Source organism: Klebsiella sp. A52 (genome assembly GCF_018388785.1).
In the GTDB taxonomy this organism is placed as follows: Bacteria; Pseudomonadota; Gammaproteobacteria; order Enterobacterales; family Enterobacteriaceae; genus Klebsiella; species Klebsiella aerogenes.
On the sequence record NZ_CP074437.1, the window covers coordinates 3,867,842 to 3,886,293 of the forward strand.

Consider the following 18,452-nt stretch of genomic DNA (forward strand, 5'->3'; position numbering starts at 1 on the left):
ATGCTGAAGTTCATGAAAGACAGTTTGCTGCTCAGTGCGGTCGTCAGGGACAGAATAAAAACCAACGATCCGCAGCAACTGGAGAAGCTTAAAGACAGATTAAAAGACCGGATGGGTATTCCGGTCGGCTGGCATATGTCAGGAATACCGCTGATAGGGGCAATGATTCTGAGCATGCTCGCTTTTGCCCTGGCTCAACCTTATCTCTGCCTGGCAATGTTCGATCTATTTGGGCTGCCGCAGTATGCCGTGATGGCGGCGATTGTGCCTGTATCGCTAATTTATAGTCTGGTAATGGTTCTGGCGATGTACTTCGTTGCCAGAGGCAATTTTCTGGCGTTTAAATTATCACTGGCTTTGATGGTTTTTAGTGGTCTGGTTGCGAGTGTTTATTTTCTTTCTGTTTGCCTCGGGGCATTATTCGGCGCCGGACTCAAACTGGGATTTCTCATCAGCGCCGTGCTGGGACTATTATTCATTTTCGGCTGTATCCGATGCATAAATAGCCAGACTTTTTACCGTGCAAACGCCCTTTATTTACATAACAGGGTCTGGCGAAAACAGCTTAATATTCAGCGCCAAATGCTGCGCCGCGCTTCACGTTAGAAAAGGGCGGCAACAACCGGCAGTTTTCGCCTGGCCTTATTTTATAAATCAATGAGCAGATTCGTGCTGCGGCTGCGGGAGCAGCACAGCGCGACATGCTGCACGATGGCGCATTTTTCTGCTGCTGACTGCACCGTATCACGATGGTCCACCTCTCCCTCAACCACCCTGGTCAGACAGGCGCCGCAAATTCCCATCTCACAAGAGAGCGGCACTGCCACACCATTTTCCTGCAATACCTGCGCGATGGTTTGATTGGCGGCGACGGGCCAGCATTGGCCAGAAGAGGCGAGCGTCACCGTAAACGTCTCTTCTGGCCGGGCGTCGTTCGCGGGCATTGACGCCTGAAATGCCTCTTCATGGATCTGCTCAGCCTGCCAGCCTTGTATTGCCGCCGCCTGGCGCGCGGCGGCCATAAATCCCGCCGGACCACACACGTAAAGCCGATCCTCACGGTGAGGAACGCTCAATCTGCCAGCCAGATTTTCTCGCGGGCTCCCGCCTTCAGCTGAGCTATAAATTCTCACGTTTTCTGGCGCCAGCTTGCGGGCAATCGCGGCTAGCAGGGCGCCGTTTTCCCGACGGTTGAGGTAATAATGCAAGGTAAACGGATTTCCCTGCGCCGCTAACGCCCGCGCCATGCTATACAGCGGCGTAATGCCAATCCCGGCGGCTAGCAGGGTGACGTGTCGCGCCGTCTGCAGGGCAAACTGATTTCTCGGCGGTGATATCATCATCCTCTGACCCGGTCGCAGCGTCTCATGGATGTAGCGCGAACCGCCGCGCGATTCTGCCGCTCTCGCCACGCAAATCAGATAACGTTCCAGCCTGCTGTGGCTGCCGGTGAGTGAATACTGACGGGTTACGCCGCTCGCCAGATGCAGATCGATATGGGCGCCGGGCTGCCATGCGGGTAATGGGCCGCCGTCAGTCGTCACCAACGTGACCGCCAGATTATGTTCGCCTTCACGCCAGAGACCATCGACAACCACCTCAATCAGAGTACTCATCATATAACTCCTTGCTCAGACCAGGAAAAACTCACCGAAACCCAGCCGCTTCAAGCCGCGACGGTAGGCAATTGAGCTACGGTCGGCAGGAATATGTGCTTCCAGGGTAAGATCCAGAGGTAGCGTCTCCGGACGCTGGCTCTCTACCATCAGCCGGTCTTCTTCAAACACGCGAAGGTTGAAGGCGTAGACTTCCTCCACCGGCACATGCAGGTCGAAATTGCGGGCGATAGGGGCAAACATTCGCGTGATCCGTGATGAGACGGGCGAGGCGGCATTCATAATTACCAGCCGGGCTTCGCCGGGGAAATGAATCGTCAGGGTGGCGGTAAAGGGCAAATGCATCTCAAAGCGACGCAGCCATTGAAAACCCTCCGGAGCGCGGTAGCCGGCGCTTGCCGGATAATTGCCGACCGTACTCCAGTAGTCGACGACAAACCCATTTTCCGTTTCCTCAGGCAGGTAGTCAGGAACCTGTTGATTATCCGCATCGGCGAAGGTGTCGGTATGGATCCACGCAAAATGCGCCACATCAAGAAACCCTTCAACCTGACGGCCTGCAAAGCCATTGACCTCAAAAGCCGGGCAGGTCAGTTGCTGAAATCCGTCGTCTGCCCAGTGCGGCATGGTCGGTAACTGCGGGGGATTGTCAGCATCATAATCGAGACAGACCCACACCAGACCATAGCGCTCTTCCGCCGCGTAGCTGGTCAGATTTAATTTCGCCGGTATCGGCTGATTTGGACTGGAGGGGATTCGGTTACAGCGGCCATCTTCCCCAAAGCGCAGGCCGTGATAAGGGCAAATGATACCTTCTTCGTCATGAAAACCTAACGTCAATGGTACCCCGCGGTGGGGGCAAGCGTCGCGGGCGACCACTATGCGTTCGTGCAGGCGATAGATTACCAGCTTTTCATCCAGCAGGGTGGCCTTCACCGGTTGCCGGCCGATATCCGCGCTACGCGCCACCGGATGCCAGCATTTTGCCAGCCGCAGCCAGTCCTGGGGTTCAAAGGTGCAATGCGCGGGGGGCGTGAGCGGTTGTCTGTTCATCGTTTTGCTTCCTGATGGCTAAAGTGATTGTTTAATTGTTGTGAGTTAATTGTTGCCATAGTAGGGTGTTGACATCCATCAGCATTAATTCAGCCATCCGTTGCAAAAATTAGTACAGGTAACCGATGAGTCCTTTCTCACGCTTTGCTCGCTATTTTATGGAAGTGGCCCGCAGCGGCAGCCTGCGTCGGGCGGCGGAAAAACTGCATATTTCGGCTTCGGCGATTAACCGCCAGATACTGCAGGCTGAAGCGTCCTTCGGCACGCCGCTGTTTGAGCGGATGCCCGAAGGTTTGCGGATGACCACCGCAGGCGAGTTGCTGTATGACAATCTGCTGCGCTGGCAAAAAGAGTTTCGCGTAACCCAACAGAAATTTGATGAACTGCAGGGGCTAAAACGCGGAACGGTGAATGTCGGTATGGTGCAGGCGCTAGCCGAAGGGAGCTTTGCCGCGGCGCTGGCAGAGATTATCAACCAGTGCGAGTGGCTGGAACTGATGTTGCAGGTCGCCGATAGCCAGAGCATCAGCGACAGAGTGCGTCAGGCCGATGTCGATTTTGGTCTGATCCTCGATCCTGAAGGTCAGGCGGGTCTCAACGTACTGGCGTTTATTGAAATGGAAGTCGGGGTGGTACTGCATCCGCACCATCCTTTTGCCGCTGCGCCCGCGATCTCGCTGGGGGAACTTAGCGATGAACGGCATATTATTCCCGGCGCGCCGTTAATAGTGCATGACCGGGTGGCAATGCTCTATCGCCATTATGATTTTTCGCCGCCCAACACCGTTAGCTGCAATGATATTCGTCTGATTAAATCGCTGGTGCTTAAAGGCGGCGGGGTGGCGGTCCTGAGCCTGCTCGACGTGCAGGACGAGGTAAACAACGGTTCGCTGGCGTTTGTGCCGCTACGTAATAAGCTGCTGCGGCCTTTGACCCTGGCGCTATGCACCGCGCCATCGCGCCAGCTATCTCGTCCGGCGCAAATGGCGATTCAAAAACTCACGCTGGTGATGGAGGAGATGCGTAGCGCTGCTCACTCTCAGCCTAATGGCCCGCCCTGAATGGTTTCGCACAAGCCATTGATAATACGCTCGCCGGTTTCCGTTTTCAGTTCCTGATACCAGGCTTTGGTTAACGCCATATCTTTACCGTGGGTGATATCACAGCGTTTACGCGCTTTGAGCACCAGGTCACGCACCCGTTCACAGCGCAATGCTTCGTACTGGCGCAGCGCGGTGACAATATCGCTGTTTTCGCGTAGTACATTCCCCAGCACGACCGCGTCCTCCATCGCCGCGCAGCCGCCCTGGCCAATATCCGGCGTGGTGCTGTGTCCGGCATCGCCCAGTAGCGCCACCTTGCCACGCACCAGCTTATCAAAAGGTTCAATATCGTGAATTTCTATCCGGTTGGTGGTCTGCGGGTCGAGGGCAGCGATAAGCTTTTGCACCGGCGGCGCCCAGCCGGTGAAGTAGCGGGTTAAATCGTCGCGCAGGGTGAGGCGATCTTCCGCTAACCCGGCCGGCAACGGCACATCGAAGAAGAAGTAGAAGCGTCCGCCCGCCACCGGCATCAGCGACACGCGTTTCCCTTCGCCAACAAACGTCGTCCACTGATCGGCGGGAGCAATGGACTCATCAATATCGACCAGACCATTCCAGTTAACGTAACCGGCATAGCGGCGTTCCGGCGTATAGCCGAGCACATATGGCCGCAGCGCCGAATGGCTGCCATCGGCGGCGATGACCACATCGCCGTGCGCCTCGCTACCATCGGTAAACCAGACGGTTACGCCGTCGGTATGCTCCTCCACGCGGGTGACCCGCTTGCTGAACCGCACCTGCTCACGCCCCCAGAAATCGAGCATCTCGCGCTGCAGTTCCGTTCGCGACACAGGCGAAGGGCGGCCCTGCGTACGTTCAACCAGCGGCGCGAGGCTGAAGCGGGTGAGCGTTTCTCCGCGTTGATACTCCTTATACGCCAGATAATGCATCGGGCCGCCGTAAGCGTCGATGATCTTGCCCATCCCCAGGCGGTTCATACACTTGACGCCGTTGGGCCAGATAGAAATCGCGGCGCCAACCGGCTTAATCTCTTTTACCGCTTCGAACACTTCGCATGCGATGCCTGCGTTACGGAGCGCCACCGCGGCGCTCAAGCCGCCGATTCCCGCGCCAATCACGATTGCTTTCATTGTCTTCCCCTTAGGTGTGTTGTTTAAGGGGTTCAGCAATTTACGTACCAGGTAGCAGAACAGACGAAATCAGCGGAAAACGGAAGGGTGATGGGCGGAGTGCGCACCAAAGAAGGGCAAAGTTGCGATTATGTTGCCTTTTTATGAATCAAAGATTTCTTTTTATGAATTCAGGAATCAAAAGTTTCATCGCCTTGCGCCAACGATCGTTACGGAACCCCCACTTTTTAATGAAGCTATTTCACTGAAAAATAATAGATAAAACGATTTTTAGGTGGATAAAGATAGAGGGAGTCAGCAATGTGGCCTGCTTTGTGCACTACATCGTTAACGCTTACCCACGACGAGACGGTGACCCCATGTCTGATGAACAGAACAGCAACCTGCTTTATGGCCTCGAGCAGCGCATCCCGCCGCTGCCGGCCTTTTTTAGCGCCTTACAGCACGTGCTGGCGGGGCTGGTCGGCATTATTACGCCGCCGCTGATTATTGGCGCCGCGCTGGGGCTTGGCGAATGGCTGCCATATTTAATTAGTATGTCGCTAATAGCTTCCGGGATTGGCACCTTTCTTCAGGCTAACCGCGTCTGGGGGCTCGGTGCGGGCATGATCTGTATGCAGGGCACCAGCTTCGCTTTTCTCGGCGTAGCGATTGCCGGCGGCATGTGGGTCAAAGCGCAGGGAGGCGGCCCGCAGGACATTATGGCTATGCTGTTCGGCGTCAACGTTGTTGCCGCGCTGGTACCGGTCGTCGTCAGCCGCTTTATCGAACCGCTGAAAAAACTCTTTACCCCCATTATTACCGGCAGCGTCATTGCGCTGATCGGCATCAGCCTGATAAAGGTCAGTATTATTAACTGGAGCGGCGGCGAGCACGCGAAGGATTTCGCCAGCCCGGGCAATATCGCATTGGGCGGCGTGAGCTTAGGGATTATCGTGTTATTAAGCTGCGCGAAAAACCGTTGGCTGCGTTTATCGTCGGTGGTCATCGGCATGGCGGTGGGCTGTATCGCCGCCGCATTGAGCGGGAAATTTCATCTGGCGCCGATCGGCGAGAGCTGGTTTCGTCTGCCGGCGCTCTTTCCTTTTGGCTTTCAGTTTAATAGCGCCATCTTTTTACCGGTCGCGCTGGTGTCGCTGGTCTGCATTCTTGAAGCCGTCGGCGATTTAACCGCCAACTGCCTGATCTCAAAACAGTCCATCGATGATGGCGCGTTTCGCTCACGCCTGAAAGGCGGGATCCTCGCGGATGGTATTAGCTGCCTGATCGCCGCGGCGATCTGCGCGTTTCCCAATACCACCTTCGCGCAGAATAACGGCGTCATCCAGATGACCGGGGTCGCCAGCCGCTATGTCGGGCGTTATATCGGCGTATTGCTGATCCTGCTTGGTCTATTCCCGCCATTTGGCGAGATCCTGCGCCAGATCCCCACGCCGGTGTTAGGCGGCGCGACGATGGTCATGTTTGGCTGTGTCGTGGCGGCCGGGATCCGCATTATCACCCAGACCCCGCTAACCCGCCGCGATATGCTGATTGTGGGCCTGGCATTTGGTTTTGGCCTCGGCATTGAGGCGGTTCCCGCTTTCCTTGCCCATTTCCCGCCCATCATCGGCAATCTGTTTGGATCTGCCGCTACCAGCGGCGGGCTGGTGGCGATTGTATTGAATCTGATTATTCCGCAAGAGAAAGCCGCCATGACGGCAGCGGCAAGGAGCAATGATGATAACACTCAACCACTTTAATCAGCTGCCGCAGGCGCAAGCCCTGCGACTACTCGAACCCTGCGTGGCGCTCCCCGCCTGGCGCGAAGCGCTGGCGCTGGGGCGACCCTATGCCACACTGACGGCCTTAACGGATCGCGCACAACAGCTGATGCAGCACTGGGGAGAGGCGGACCTGGCGCGGGCGCTCTGCGCCCACCCGCGGATCGGAGAGAAGCCGACAGGCGGGGAAGCGCATGCCGCGCTGTCTCGCCAGGAGCAGGCGGAGGTTAATGCCGACGATGCCGCTATCGCCCGGGCGCTGAAAGAAGGGAATGCCCGTTACGAAGCCCGCTTTGACCGTGTGTTTCTGATCCGCGCCAAAGGGCGCAGCGCCGCCGAGATCCTGCAGGCGCTGACCCAACGGCTGACGCATAATGACGCGCAGGAAATTGAAGCGGCACTGGAACAATTACGTGAAATCACCTTACTCAGACTGGCGGGAGTTATTAGCGCATGATCACCCTGAGCACCCATATTCTTGATATTTCCACCGGCAAGCCTGCACAAGGCGTGGCGGTCACCCTGTTATGCGAAGGGCGCAGCCTGGCATCAGGCGTGACGGACAGCAATGGCCGTCTGGGCGAGCTGGCGACGGGACAGCTGCGTCCCGGAAACTATCAGCTGGTGGCCGAACTGCAATCGTGGTTTGCGCGCGATGGCCGCCAGACCCTGTACCGACAGGCGCAGATCGATTTTATGATTACCAACGACGACAAAGACCATTTTCATCTGCCGTTTTTAATTGCCCCCGGCGGCTGGTCGACCTATCGCGGAAGTTAAATTGAGTCCGCTGCCCGGTCAGAATACAGTGCCGGGCAGCGGTTCATCCTTCGTTACACCATACCTGTTCGCCATTGACCCAAGTCTCACTAATGTTCCGTTCATCGCCTAAGGTCATTAACACGAACAGCTGTTCATACACATCCTGACAGCGGGCGCTGCGCAGTCTTTGTAGCGGCGTCACCGCCGGGTCGATAACCACCAAATCGGCCTCTTTTCCCGACTGGAAATTACCTATTTTGTCATCCAGGCGTAACGCGTGCGCGCCGCCCAACGTCGCATGATAAAACGCTTCGCTGGCGCGCAGGCGATAGCTCTGTAGCTGCGCCACTTTATAGGCCTCGCCGAGAGTACGCAGCAGGCTGAAGGAGGTCCCGGCGCCAACATCGCTGCCGATGCCGATCCGGACCTGATGTTGCCAGCTGGCGGGCAGGCGAAATAGCCCGCTACCCAGAAACAGGTTTGACGTCGGACAGAAAGCAATTGCCGAACCGGTCTCATGCAGACACCGCCACTCTTTCTCTGCCAGATGGATCCCGTGGGCGAAGACGCTGCGCTCACCGGTCAATTGATAGTGATGATAAACATCAAGATAGTGCTCATGCTCCGGCCATAACTGCTTTACCCACGCTATTTCATTTAGGTTTTCACTCAGATGGGTATGTAGCCAGGTATCGGGAAACTCCTCCCGCAGACGCTGAACAGCTTGCAGCAGCTCCGGCGTGGAGGTGGGGGCGAAACGCGGCGTAATGGCGTAGCCCAGACGACCGCGCCGGTGCCAGCGCTGGATCAGTTCGCGGGTCTGGCGATAGCTTTGTTCGGCGGTTTCGGTTAAATACTCCGGCGTATGGCGATCCATCATCACCTTACCGGCCAGGAGGCGCATGTTCAGGCGCAACGCCTCGGTAAACAGGGCATCCACGGACGCCGGATGAAGCGTACAAAATACCAGCGCGGTGGTGGTGCCATGGCTGAGCAACTGGTTGACAAAAAAACGGGCGATATCTGCCGCGTACCGTTCATCGGCAAACTGGCTTTCCACCGGGAAGGTATAGGTGGTCAGCCATTCCAGCAGCTGTTCGCCAAAGGCGCCGATCATTTCGGTTTGAGGATAATGAATATGGGCGTCGACAAACCCCGGCAGCAGCAGTTTACCGCGCAGATCGCGATAGCCTTTCTGTGGATCGAGTAATGCTTCGCCTTCCTGCCATGGCAGTAACGCCTGAATCTTTCCGGCGTAAATAAACAGCACGCCATCATCAATATATCGCGCGTAGCGGGCGATATCGTCAGCGCTGGCGGCGGGTTGGCTAATATCAAAAAACGCACCGCGTAGCGCGGTGTGGTATTCCAGCATGTTGCCGCCTTATTTGAGTGTGGAGATATCTATTACGCAAATGTTTTGCAAATTTAATGCCAGAAGGCCGCGACAGATGCCGCGGCCGGGCGGAATTATTCTTTCTGCGCCAGCGTGCCGGGGGTAAAGCGGGCGGAAGAAGCGGCCTGCCGCTCATCGCGGGCAATCCAGCGATACAGGCTGCCGCTTAGCAGCACGCCGATGAACCAGCTAAAATTGGCCACTTCATGCAGAGCGGGAATAAAGCTGATAATCAGGCCAACCGCTACCGAGGGCAGCAGCGCGGCGATGGCCTTCGGGTTAAAACCGTTGCGGTACCAGTATTTGCCTTTCGGAGTGTCATCGAACAGATCGTTGACCGATACCTGCCCGCGTTTAATCAAATAGAAATCAACCAGCAGAATGCCGAACAACGGCCCGATAAACGCTCCCAATACATCCAGGGTGTAGTGGATAAGCTCAGGGGAGTTGAACAGGTTCCACGGGGTGAGCAGTATCGAGCCGACGGCGGCAATCATCCCGCCGGTGCGGAAACTGATTTTTTGTGGCGCGCAGTTGGAAAAATCAAATGCCGGCGAGACGAAGTTGGCGACAATATTAATGCCGATAGTGGCGGTGATCATGGTCAGCAAGCCGATGGCCACCGCCAGATCGTTACCCACATGGCTCACCGTTTCAATCGGGTCGGTGATCATCCGGCCAAATAAAGATTGCGTCCCGGAGACGATCACTACAGTCACCACCGAGAACAGCAGGAAGTTAAACGGCAGCCCCCAGCGGTTACCGCGGCGAATTTCGCCCATGCTTCTGGCATAACGGGAGAAATCGCCAAAATTGAGCAGCGGACCGGAGAAGTAAGAGACCACCAGCGCGGTGGCGGTGATCATCTGCCAACTTTGCTCGCCAGCGGTCAGCGTCTTACTGGCGAGGGTAAAGGAGATACCGTCGAGGCCTGTCTTGTATACAATCCAGCCCGCCAGCGCCAGCATCACCACATATACCGCCGGGCCGGCGATGTCGATGAAACGCTTAATCGCGCTCATGCCGTGCCAGAACACCATCGCCTGCAACAGCCACATGGTAGCGAAACAGAGCCAGCCAAGCGATGAAAGACCCAGCAATGAGGTTTGCGTCATTGCCGCCAGCGAGGGCCAGAACTTCAGCAGCACCAGCATCAAGGCGTTCGCAGCCAGATAGGTTTGGATCCCGTACCAGGCGAAAGCAATCAGTCCGCGTATCACCGCCGGAATATTGGCGCCGAAGACGCCAAACGCCTGACGACAAATGACCGCATAGGGCACGCCGGCAATCTGGCTGGGTTTTGCCACCAGATTGGCGCAAAGCTGGACGATAACAATTCCGGCCAACAGGCAGATAAGTACCTGCCAGCTCGCCAGCCCCAGCGTAAAGAAACTCGCCGCCACTACATAGCCTCCCATGCTATGCACGTCCGACATCCAGAAAGAAAAAATGTTGTACCAGTTCCAGTTTTGCTCGCGCGTCGGCGCCAGATCCTCGTTGCAAAGACGCGGGCTGTAGCCTGATGCCGGGTCTCCGGCGTTGAGCTGATGCGTATTTTGTGTATTTGGCATGGATCCTGCTCCTCTGAAGACAAACGTTGTGCCGTTGATAGCGGAAGGCGTTGCAGGATTCAGGCCAGAATGGTTAATCTTGTATACAAAATATTTATTTTATGTATACGATTTGATATCAAAATGGAAAGTGGAGTAGACCAATGGGCAATGAAAATCCGCTGCAGGCCGCAGCCGGACTGCATGACAAGGATGAGTCTATCTACGAAGCCTTGCTGACCGCGATTGTCGAGCAACAGCTGCTGCCGGGCAGCAAATTGCCGGAAGAGGCGCTGGCGGAGGTGTTCGGCGTCAGCCGCACGGGGGTACGCAAAGCGCTGCAACGACTCGCCGCTGTGCAAATGGTGACATTAACGCCCAAACGTGGTGCACAGGTCGCTAGTCCGACGGTCGACGAGGCACGGGAAATATTCCGCACCCGCGCGCTACTGGAAGTGGCGAATCTGCCGGATGTACTGCAACGCTGCCAGCCTCCGCATTTGGCGGCGCTGGAAGCCATTATTCAGCAGGAGCAACTGGCGCATGAGGCCTATGATGGCCCGGCGGCTATCCGCCATTCCGCTAATTTTCATATTCAGTTACAGGCCATTTCCGGCAACCAGGTGCTAACGGAGATGGTCACCCGGCTCAGTCAACGCTCATCGCTGGTGATTGCCGCCTGGGGCGCGCCGTGGCGGCAAGGGTGCCGCTGCGATGACCACGAGCGCCTTGTCGGCCTGCTGCGCGAAAAAGCGCTGACCGCGCTGACCGAGGCGCTAAATCATCACTTTGAACACATCGTCGCCAGTTTATGTTTTTCCCGCACGGGGGAGTCGGTTCCCGATTTCGCCCGGCTATTCGCCGGCTATAAGGAGCGGTAATGTCCACCATCTGTATACAAGTGATCAATCCCAATACCGATCCCGGTATGACGCAAACCATCGCCGAGGCGGCCCGCGCCGCGGCGTCGCCAGGAACCGATATTCTCGCGGTCTGTCCACCGGACGGCGTGCCGTCGATTGAAGGGCATTTTGACGAAGCCATCGCCGCCGTCGGTGTGCTGGAGCAGATTAAAGCCGGACGGCGGCAGGGCGTTTCCGGCCATGTCATCGCCTGTTTTGGCGATCCGGGACTACTGGCCGCCCGTGAACTGGCCCAGGGGCCGGTTATTGGTATTGCCGAAGCGGCGATGCATATGGCGACGCTGGTCGCTACCCGCTTCTCGGTGGTCACTACCTTGCCGCGCACGCTGATTATCGCTCGCCACCTGCTACATCAGTATGGATTCCATGACCATTGCGCCGGTCTGCATGCGATCGATCTACCGGTGCTGGCACTGGAAGATGGCAGCGGTGTGGCGCAGGAAAAAGTACGCGCCCGCTGTATTCAGGCGCTAAAGGAGGACGGCTGCGGCGCTATCGTGCTGGGCTGCGGCGGCATGGCGACCCTGGCGCAGCAACTGACCCGGGAACTTCAGGTACCCGTTATTGATGGCGTCAGCGCGGCGGTGAAGATGGTTGAATCTCTGGTGTCGCTCGGGCTGACAACCAGCAAGCACGGTGATTTAGCCTATCCGGAACGTAAAACGCTTAGCGGTAAATTTGCCGTGTTTAATGATTAAATGAGGGGGTGGGAGATGATACCAGCAGCAGAATCGTATCCGCGCGATTTGCGCGGCTATGCGGGAAAGCCGCCGCACGCGCAGTGGCCAAATCAGGCGCGTATCGCGGTACAGTTTGTGCTTAATTACGAAGAGGGCGCCGAGAATCACGTCCTGCACGGCGATGCGGGTTCCGAACAGTTTCTCTCCGATATCATCGGCGCTGCCAGCTACCCTGACCGCCATATGTCAATGGACTCATTGTATGAATATGGCAGCCGCGCGGGCTTCTGGCGTATCCATCATGCCTTTCAGGAGCGGGGGGTGCCGTTAACGGTGTTTGGCGTGGCGATGGCGCTGGCGCGTCATCCGGATATCGTCGCGGCGATCAAAGCGGCCAACTATGATGTGGTCAGCCACGGGTGGCGTTGGATCCACTATCAGCATATGGCGATTGAACAGGAGCGTGACCATCTGCATAAAGCGGTGCAGGTGCTGACCGACCTGTTTGGCAAACCGCCCACCGGCTGGTATACCGGTCGCGATAGCCCTAACACCCGGCAACTGGTGGTGGAACATGGCGGATTTGATTACGACAGCGACTATTATGGCGATGATTTGCCGTTCTGGACGGAAGTGCCTTGCGCCGACGAGCAGCGTAAACCGCATCTCATCGTGCCTTACACGCTCGATGCCAACGACATGCGCTTTGCCACCGCTCAGGGGTTTAATACCGCTGAACAGTTTTATACCTATCTGAAAGACAGCTTTGATGTGCTGTACGCGGAAGGCGAAACGTCGCCGAAAATGATGTCTATCGGCATGCACTGCCGGTTGCTGGGGCGCCCTGGGCGCTTCCGCGCTCTGCAACGTTTTCTTGATTACGTGCAGCAGCATGAGCGCGTGTGGATTTGTACCCGCCAGCAGATTGCCGACCACTGGCGGCAGGTGCATCCGTACCAGCCATAGCGGCAGGCCCATTGCGCCGTTGTTTTGTCGGGTGGCGGCTAACGCCTTACCCGACCTACGGTCCGTGCGGCCTGCCGTTAATTTATACTGCCGGTGTTGGTAGCCTCAAAATCCCCGGTGGCGCTGCCGCTTACCGGGGCTACAGCGCTTTGCGATTTGGTAGCCCGGAGAAGGCGCAACGCGCCGCGTCCGGGAAAACCCCTTAAAAAAGTAGCAAACCGATAACAGTATCTATGGTCCGTACCGTTGTGAGCTTAAGATCTCTATCTTGTAAATGGCTACTGAAACTGCGGTGTTGGTGGCCTCAAAATCGCTGAGACGTTCCCGGCAGGCCGGGGCAGCCCGCATGGATGCGGGCTGAGGGCCGTGATTTGCAGGGATGCTGCCTCGGCCCGACCCGGAGCCTGCCGGGATAAGTCGAAGGAACCACGAAGTGGCGATTTTGGCGGCCAGAGCCCGGGAGTACAGAGGGCGGCGGCGACTGGCCGCCCTCTGTGCGCTCCCAGCGCCACGGAAAACATATTGCGGAAAAAATTAACCGGGAGCGCAATGTGCTCAGAATTAACACAAAGCACATGTTTTTCCCAGACCAAAACCGTTGCAAATCGATAACAGTATCTACGCCGGCATGTGATCTGTAGGCCCACGTAAGTGTAGCGCCGCCGGGCAATAACCGCGGGTAAAGAACCACTTTCGCGCCGGATGGGGCTGCGCCTTATCCGGCCTACGATCCGTGCCATTGTGAGTTGGTAGCCCTGCTAAGCGCAGCGCAAGCAGGGGGCGACTACGGCATCAATGCCCCATCAAACTGACATGCGCGGCAACGATACGCCAGCCGCAGGAAAACCGCACCCAGGTTTGCTGCTGACGGCCAATACGATCGCTGCCTTCACGGGTGAACTCGGTACTGCATACCGCATAATCCTCTCCATAGGTGGTGATCACCGTATGGCGTAACTCCCGCGCAAGCCCTGCGGCAGGGCGCGCGGCGCGGAAAGCGCGGATCTCATCAATACCATACAGATTCTCTCCGGCGCCGAGGCGAACCGTGCGCGTATCGTGCCAGAACAACGCATCCAGCACCGCGATATCGTTACTCACCAGCGCCTGTTCATAGCGATAAAAGGCCGCCGTAACTTCGGCAACCACTTGCGGAAGATTGATGTCTTGCGATGCGATCATGCGGCTACCCCCACCGGACGAGAATCGGTTACTCCCATCGCTTCCAGCGCATAGGCGGCGCGCAGACAGGCCTGTTCATTAAACGGCGCGGAAATTAACTGCACCCCGACAGGCAGCCCCGTCGTGGAACGAAGCGGGACGGTCACCACCGGCAGACCGATGAACGAGATCGGTTGAGTAAGCATGCCCATGCTTGCGCGTATCGGTAAAGACTCGCCGTTGATCTCCATCGTCTGCTCACCAATAAGCGTCGCGCTGCATGGTGTTGCCGGGGCGATGAGCACGTCGGCATGGGTGAATAGCGACGCGACTTGCTGCTGAGCGTGGCGACGAAAGCGCTGCGCCTGCAGGTACCACGCGGAAGGGATCATCGCGCCCGCCAGCAGACGTTCGCGCGAGTGCGGTTCAAAGCGTTCCGGCTCGCGCCGTAAGGCTGGCAGGTACTGGTTTCCGCCTTCAGAAGCGCTAATGATAAACGCAGAAGCGCGCGCCAGCTCCGCTTCGGGGAAGAGATACTCTTCAGAGGCTTCGAGATAACGGGCGACGCGAGCCACCGCCGCGCGGGCATCGTCATCGCACCAGCGGCTGAAATAGCCGCCTAAAACCGCGCAACGCAGCCCCTGGAGGCCATATCGTAGATGCGGCGTGGCAGGGGCGACGCCGCGTTCGGCCTGAAACCCATCGTTGACGTCTCGCCCCTGCAGAACATCGTAAACTGTGGCTAAATCCTCTACCGTGCGGGCAAACGGACCAATATGATCGAGGCTGGGAACAAAAGGGTGGCTGCCGGCACGCGACAGGCGGCCGAAGGTTGGCTTGAGACCAAAAATCCCGCTCAGGGATGCCGGAACGCGAATCGAACCATTGGTGTCGCTACCGAGCGAGAAATTAACCAATCCGGCGGCGACCGCCGCCGCTGAGCCGCCGGAGGAGCCGCCGGCAATGCGGTTAAGATCGTGCGGATTGCGCGTCGCGCCATAGTGGCTGTTTTCCGTGGTAAAACCGTAAGCATAGGCGTCCATATTCAGCATCCCGCTGAGCAGGCCGCCTGCGCTATGGATCTGACTTACCGCCCAGCTATCGACGCGGGCAGGCGGGTTATCGCTGAACAATTGCGCGCCGGCGAGGGTGGTTTCCCCCGCGACATCAAACAGATTTTTGACCGCGTAGGGAACCCCTGCCAGCGCAGGCAGCGGCTGATTCGTTCGCCGTAGGGCATCAATAGCGTCCGCTTCGTCGAGCATCCGTTTCCCGGTGACTGTCGTCCAGGCGTTGAGCCGCGGGTTACTTTGCGCAATATCATCAAGCGTCAGGCGAGCCAGCTCTCTGGCGCTAAATTCACCGCGACTCAGCGACTGCTGAATGTCGGCAATGGTCATCTGATGTAGCTTCATGCTTTATACACTCCGGCGATTTCCAGACGCTGATCGAGCGGATAGGCCATCAGCGGTTCAGCCATATCGGCAATGCGGCGAAATTGCGCCAGCAGCTCAGCGCGGCGCGATTCATCCAGTTCAAGGGCGAGGATCTGTTCCATCTGTAGAAGCCAGTCGCGCCACTCTTTTTCGGTTTGTTTCATGCTTCTCCTCCTAATAGCCAGCGGCGGTGCCGTTACTGCGCGGGTCAGACGCGCCTTCAAACAGGCCGTCAGGATGGCGGACAATGGCCCCGGCATGTCCCATGGCCTCGCTGAAGTCGGCCAGTACCTCAACTTCATGCCCCAGTTCCCTGAGTCGGGCGAGGGTTTGCGGCGCAAAGCGACCTTCCACTTTTAGTGAGTCCGAGGTCTGTCCCCAGGTGCGCCCAAGGAGCCAGCGCGGACGAGAAATACTCTCCTGAAGCGGGACGTTCTGCAGGATATAACGGGTGAACAGCGCCGCCTGGGTTTGCGGCTGGCCGTCGCCGCCCATTGAGCCATAAACCATCACCCGCCCATCGTTCAGGCGTGCGGCGGCGGGATTAAGGGTATGGAAGGGTTGCTTGCCGGGCGCCAGCGCCAGCAAATGCGCCGGGTCGAGGCTGAACGACGCGCCGCGGTTTTGCCAGACAATACCGCTGTCCGGAAGCACCACGCCGCTGCCAAACTCATGGTAGAGACTCTGGATAAAGGAGACCGCCAGCCCGCTACTGTCCATCACGCCCATCCAGACGGTATCGCCGGGGCCTTTGCCTGCGCCCCATGGCGCGGCGCGCTGGTCGTCGATCTTCTCCGCCAGCGGTTGTAACGCCTGCGGGGACAGCAAACTTTGAATATCCACGTCCAGATGCAGCGGGTCGGTAATATGTTTATCGCGCAGGCTAAAGGCCTGTTTTGTCGCTTCCACGATACGGTGGATGGTCTGCGCATCGTCGGCCTGCTCCATCGCCAGCCGGTCAGTGATGCCGAGGATGGCCAGCGACACCAGCCCCTGCGTCGGCGGCGCCAGGTTCCATAACTCACCGTGTTGATGCTGTAGCCGCAGTGGTTGCGGGCGGCGCGCGCGATGCTGGCGCAGATCGTCAAGCGTGATAGGCAGGCCGTAACGGGCCATGCCGGCCGCCAGTTGTTCCGCCAGCGAGCCGCGATAGAAACTATCGAGCCCTTCCGCAACCAGCCGTTTTAGCGTGGAGGCCAGCGCAGGCTGACAAAAGCGGCTGCCGCTTTCAGGAGGGCGGCCATTGACCAGAAAAGTCTCAGCGAAGCCCGGCTGGCGCTGAAGTTCATCTAACTTTACAGCGGTGGCGCTGGCTTGTGACGCGGTCACCGGAATACCGTTATCGGCATAGCCAATCGCGTCCTGTAACAGGCGCGAAAGCGGTAGTGATTTACCGGTCAGGGATTGTGAAACTTTCAGCGCCTCATCCCAGCCGCTGACGGTGCCGGCGACGGTCAGAGCGGATTGCGGGCCGCGATGCGGGATGTGCGTTAGCCCGGCATAGGCTTCCGGCGTCGCCAGTGAACCAGCGGCGCCGCTGGCGTCAATGGCGATCGGATCGCCCTGCGGCGGCACGATCAGCCAGAACCCATCGCCGCCTAAACCATTCATATGCGGATAGACCACCGCGATGGTTGCGGCGGCGGCGACCATCGCTTCTATTGCGCTTCCGCCTTCGCGCAGCACGGACAGCGCGCTTTGGCTAGCCAGATGATGGGGGGCGACCGCCATCCCCTGGGTCGAGAAATGACTCTGCATAAATTATCCTCGTAACGAATCGTGCAGCCACTGCTGCAAACGCTGTCCGTGCAAAAGCTGTTCCACTTTGAAAAGAAAGTTTCAATGATGCGGCGGCCGTTTGTCTTTTCTCATTGTGGCATGCATTGTGAAGGGGGTTAGCGGTATAGTTCAGTGAAACAAAAGTTACAGAGGCGCTATGGAACAACTCGATGAACGGCTGAAGGCGCAATATGCGTCGTTGTCACCCCAGGAGCAGCGGGTGGCGGATTTCATTGTCGACCACTTTGATGACCTGATTAGCTACAACAGCGCCGAGCTGGCCCAGCTGAGCGGGGTATCTAAAGCGACGGTAAGCCGCCTGTTTAAACGGCTGGGGTATGAAAAGTATCGCGATATGCGCGATGAACTGCGCACGTTACGCCAGAGCGGGATGCCGTTGACCGATCATCGCGAGGCGGTGCAGGGTAATACCTTGCTGGCGCGGCATTATAAGCAGGAGATGGCAAACCTGACGCAGTGGGTGAACGCGCTGGATGCCCGGCAGTTTGCCGAAGCCATTAACGCACTGGTGAAAGCCAGGCGCATCGTCATTATTGGCATGCGTAACTCCTGGCCGCTGGCGTTGCATCTACGTCAGCAGTTACTGCAGGCGCGCGGGCAAGTGGTGGTGCTGCCGCAACCGGGGCAAAGCCTAAGTGAAGAACTGGTCGATTTAAGCGCGGAAGATATGGTGGTGGTGATGGCGTTTCGCCGTCGGCCGCGAATTATTCGCCCATTGATGCAGCAACTGCAACAGCGGGGAGTTCCGCAGCTGCTAATCTGCGAGCCGCAGGCGCATAGCCTGTTTCCTCTGGCGCGCTGGCGGCTCTGCGCCCCGCTGGACAGCGTGTCGGCTTTCGACAGCTACGCGTCGGCCAATAGTCTTATCAACCTGCTGGCCAACGCCTTGCTACATGAAATTCTCGATAGCGGTCGCCCGCGCATTCATGACATCGCTACGTTATACCAACAACTGGATGAGCTTGAACAACGATAATGGGGAGTCATGCTGGTGCTTTGCACCTTTTTAGTGCCAAAATGCGGTAAGAAGAAATCCAATTCTTCTTACCGCTATGGTTAATATTCCCGTCATTTCCCGCTAAAAGCCGATTAACCGGCGCAAATTTGTTTTGTCCGCATCTGGCACATTAGTTGCAGAAGTTTATTTAAAGA

Annotated in this window: 18 protein-coding genes; 9 read left to right on the top strand and 9 right to left on the bottom strand. The window is 57.5% G+C overall.

The features are described from left to right. Complete coding sequence (locus tag KGA69_RS18230; RefSeq protein WP_223683728.1) at window positions 1-606, top strand: hypothetical protein; 606 nt, start codon at window positions 1-3, stop codon at window positions 604-606. Window positions 607-647: 41 nt separating this feature from the next. Here KGA69_RS18230 and KGA69_RS18235 read toward each other — a convergent pair whose 3' ends face one another. Then, the gene (locus KGA69_RS18235; RefSeq protein WP_063447100.1) at window positions 648-1,616 is read right to left on the bottom strand and encodes a PDR/VanB family oxidoreductase; all 969 of its coding nucleotides are present in this window, start codon (window positions 1,614-1,616) and stop codon (window positions 648-650) included. 15 nt (window positions 1,617-1,631) lie between these two features. Continuing rightward, window positions 1,632-2,669: a molybdenum cofactor-independent xanthine hydroxylase subunit HpxD gene (gene hpxD / locus KGA69_RS18240; protein WP_049061058.1), complete on the bottom strand. Its 1,038-nt coding sequence runs from the start codon at window positions 2,667-2,669 to the stop codon at window positions 1,632-1,634. A gap of 125 nt (window positions 2,670-2,794) precedes the next feature. On the opposite strand from hpxD, the gene hpxR reads away from it, so the two are divergent. Continuing rightward, window positions 2,795-3,730, top strand: a complete 936-nt coding sequence (gene hpxR, locus KGA69_RS18245; protein WP_213292546.1) for a LysR family hpxDE operon transcriptional regulator HpxR — start codon at window positions 2,795-2,797, stop codon at window positions 3,728-3,730. On the opposite strand, the gene hpxO is transcribed toward hpxR, so the two are convergent. Then, complete coding sequence (gene hpxO / locus KGA69_RS18250; protein WP_047048394.1) at window positions 3,709-4,863, bottom strand: FAD-dependent urate hydroxylase HpxO; 1,155 nt, start codon at window positions 4,861-4,863, stop codon at window positions 3,709-3,711. The genes hpxR and hpxO overlap by 22 nt on opposite strands. Before the next feature lie 359 nt (window positions 4,864-5,222). Here hpxO and KGA69_RS18255 point away from each other — a divergent pair, with 359 nt between their 5' ends. Genes KGA69_RS18255 through uraH form a run of 3 tightly spaced genes read left to right on the top strand, consistent with a single transcriptional unit; the run spans window position 5,223 to window position 7,406 of the window. After that, a complete protein-coding gene (locus KGA69_RS18255; protein WP_213292547.1) occupies window positions 5,223-6,605 on the top strand; it encodes a nucleobase:cation symporter-2 family protein in 1,383 nt (460 codons plus the stop codon). Then, entirely contained in the window at window positions 6,583-7,083 is a 501-nt protein-coding gene (uraD, locus tag KGA69_RS18260) for a 2-oxo-4-hydroxy-4-carboxy-5-ureidoimidazoline decarboxylase (protein WP_047056833.1), read from the top strand. The genes KGA69_RS18255 and uraD overlap by 23 nt, the downstream gene beginning before the upstream one ends. Continuing rightward, a complete protein-coding gene (gene uraH, locus KGA69_RS18265; protein ID WP_049059422.1) occupies window positions 7,080-7,406 on the top strand; it encodes a hydroxyisourate hydrolase in 327 nt (108 codons plus the stop codon). The genes uraD and uraH overlap by 4 nt, the downstream gene beginning before the upstream one ends. Window positions 7,407-7,449: 43 nt before the next feature. Here uraH and guaD read toward each other — a convergent pair whose 3' ends face one another. Together guaD and KGA69_RS18275 are read right to left on the bottom strand one after the other, a co-directional pair. Next, window positions 7,450-8,763, bottom strand: a complete 1,314-nt coding sequence (guaD, locus tag KGA69_RS18270; RefSeq protein WP_047048384.1) for a guanine deaminase — start codon at window positions 8,761-8,763, stop codon at window positions 7,450-7,452. A gap of 95 nt (window positions 8,764-8,858) precedes the next feature. Next, window positions 8,859-10,355, bottom strand: a complete 1,497-nt coding sequence (locus KGA69_RS18275; RefSeq protein ID WP_213292548.1) for an NCS1 family nucleobase:cation symporter-1 — start codon at window positions 10,353-10,355, stop codon at window positions 8,859-8,861. A gap of 143 nt (window positions 10,356-10,498) precedes the next feature. On the opposite strand from KGA69_RS18275, the gene KGA69_RS18280 reads away from it, so the two are divergent. From KGA69_RS18280 to puuE, 3 genes are read left to right on the top strand one after another with little or no spacing between them, the layout of a single operon-like run. Next, window positions 10,499-11,215 carry a GntR family transcriptional regulator gene (locus KGA69_RS18280; RefSeq protein ID WP_015705421.1) on the top strand — a complete coding sequence of 239 codons (717 nt, stop codon included), beginning with the start codon at window positions 10,499-10,501 and terminating at the stop codon, window positions 11,213-11,215. Beyond that, window positions 11,215-11,955, top strand: coding sequence for an allantoin racemase (gene hpxA, locus KGA69_RS18285; RefSeq protein ID WP_213292549.1), 741 nt, complete (start codon window positions 11,215-11,217; stop codon window positions 11,953-11,955). The genes KGA69_RS18280 and hpxA overlap by 1 nt, the downstream gene beginning before the upstream one ends. Window positions 11,956-11,970: 15 nt before the next feature. Beyond that, window positions 11,971-12,903, top strand: coding sequence for an allantoinase PuuE (gene puuE / locus KGA69_RS18290; RefSeq protein WP_045394367.1), 933 nt, complete (start codon window positions 11,971-11,973; stop codon window positions 12,901-12,903). Window positions 12,904-13,695: 792 nt separating this feature from the next. Here the strand turns inward: puuE and hpxZ are convergent. Genes hpxZ through hpxW form a run of 4 tightly spaced genes read right to left on the bottom strand, consistent with a single transcriptional unit; the run spans window position 13,696 to window position 17,258 of the window. Further along, window positions 13,696-14,085, bottom strand: coding sequence for an oxalurate catabolism protein HpxZ (hpxZ, locus tag KGA69_RS18295; protein WP_063447093.1), 390 nt, complete (start codon window positions 14,083-14,085; stop codon window positions 13,696-13,698). Next, entirely contained in the window at window positions 14,082-15,479 is a 1,398-nt protein-coding gene (locus KGA69_RS18300; RefSeq protein WP_063447092.1) for an AtzE family amidohydrolase, read from the bottom strand. The genes hpxZ and KGA69_RS18300 overlap by 4 nt, the downstream gene beginning before the upstream one ends. Beyond that, entirely contained in the window at window positions 15,476-15,664 is a 189-nt protein-coding gene (gene hpxX / locus KGA69_RS18305; protein WP_015366605.1) for an oxalurate catabolism protein HpxX, read from the bottom strand. Before hpxX ends, KGA69_RS18300 begins: the two co-directional genes overlap by 4 nt. A gap of 10 nt (window positions 15,665-15,674) precedes the next feature. Further along, window positions 15,675-17,258, bottom strand: coding sequence for an oxamate amidohydrolase (gene hpxW, locus KGA69_RS18310; protein ID WP_213292550.1), 1,584 nt, complete (start codon window positions 17,256-17,258; stop codon window positions 15,675-15,677). A gap of 178 nt (window positions 17,259-17,436) precedes the next feature. Here hpxW and hpxU point away from each other — a divergent pair, with 178 nt between their 5' ends. After that, window positions 17,437-18,276, top strand: coding sequence for a MurR/RpiR family transcriptional regulator HpxU (hpxU, locus tag KGA69_RS18315; RefSeq protein WP_063447090.1), 840 nt, complete (start codon window positions 17,437-17,439; stop codon window positions 18,274-18,276). The last annotated feature ends 176 nt before the right edge of the window (window positions 18,277-18,452 follow it).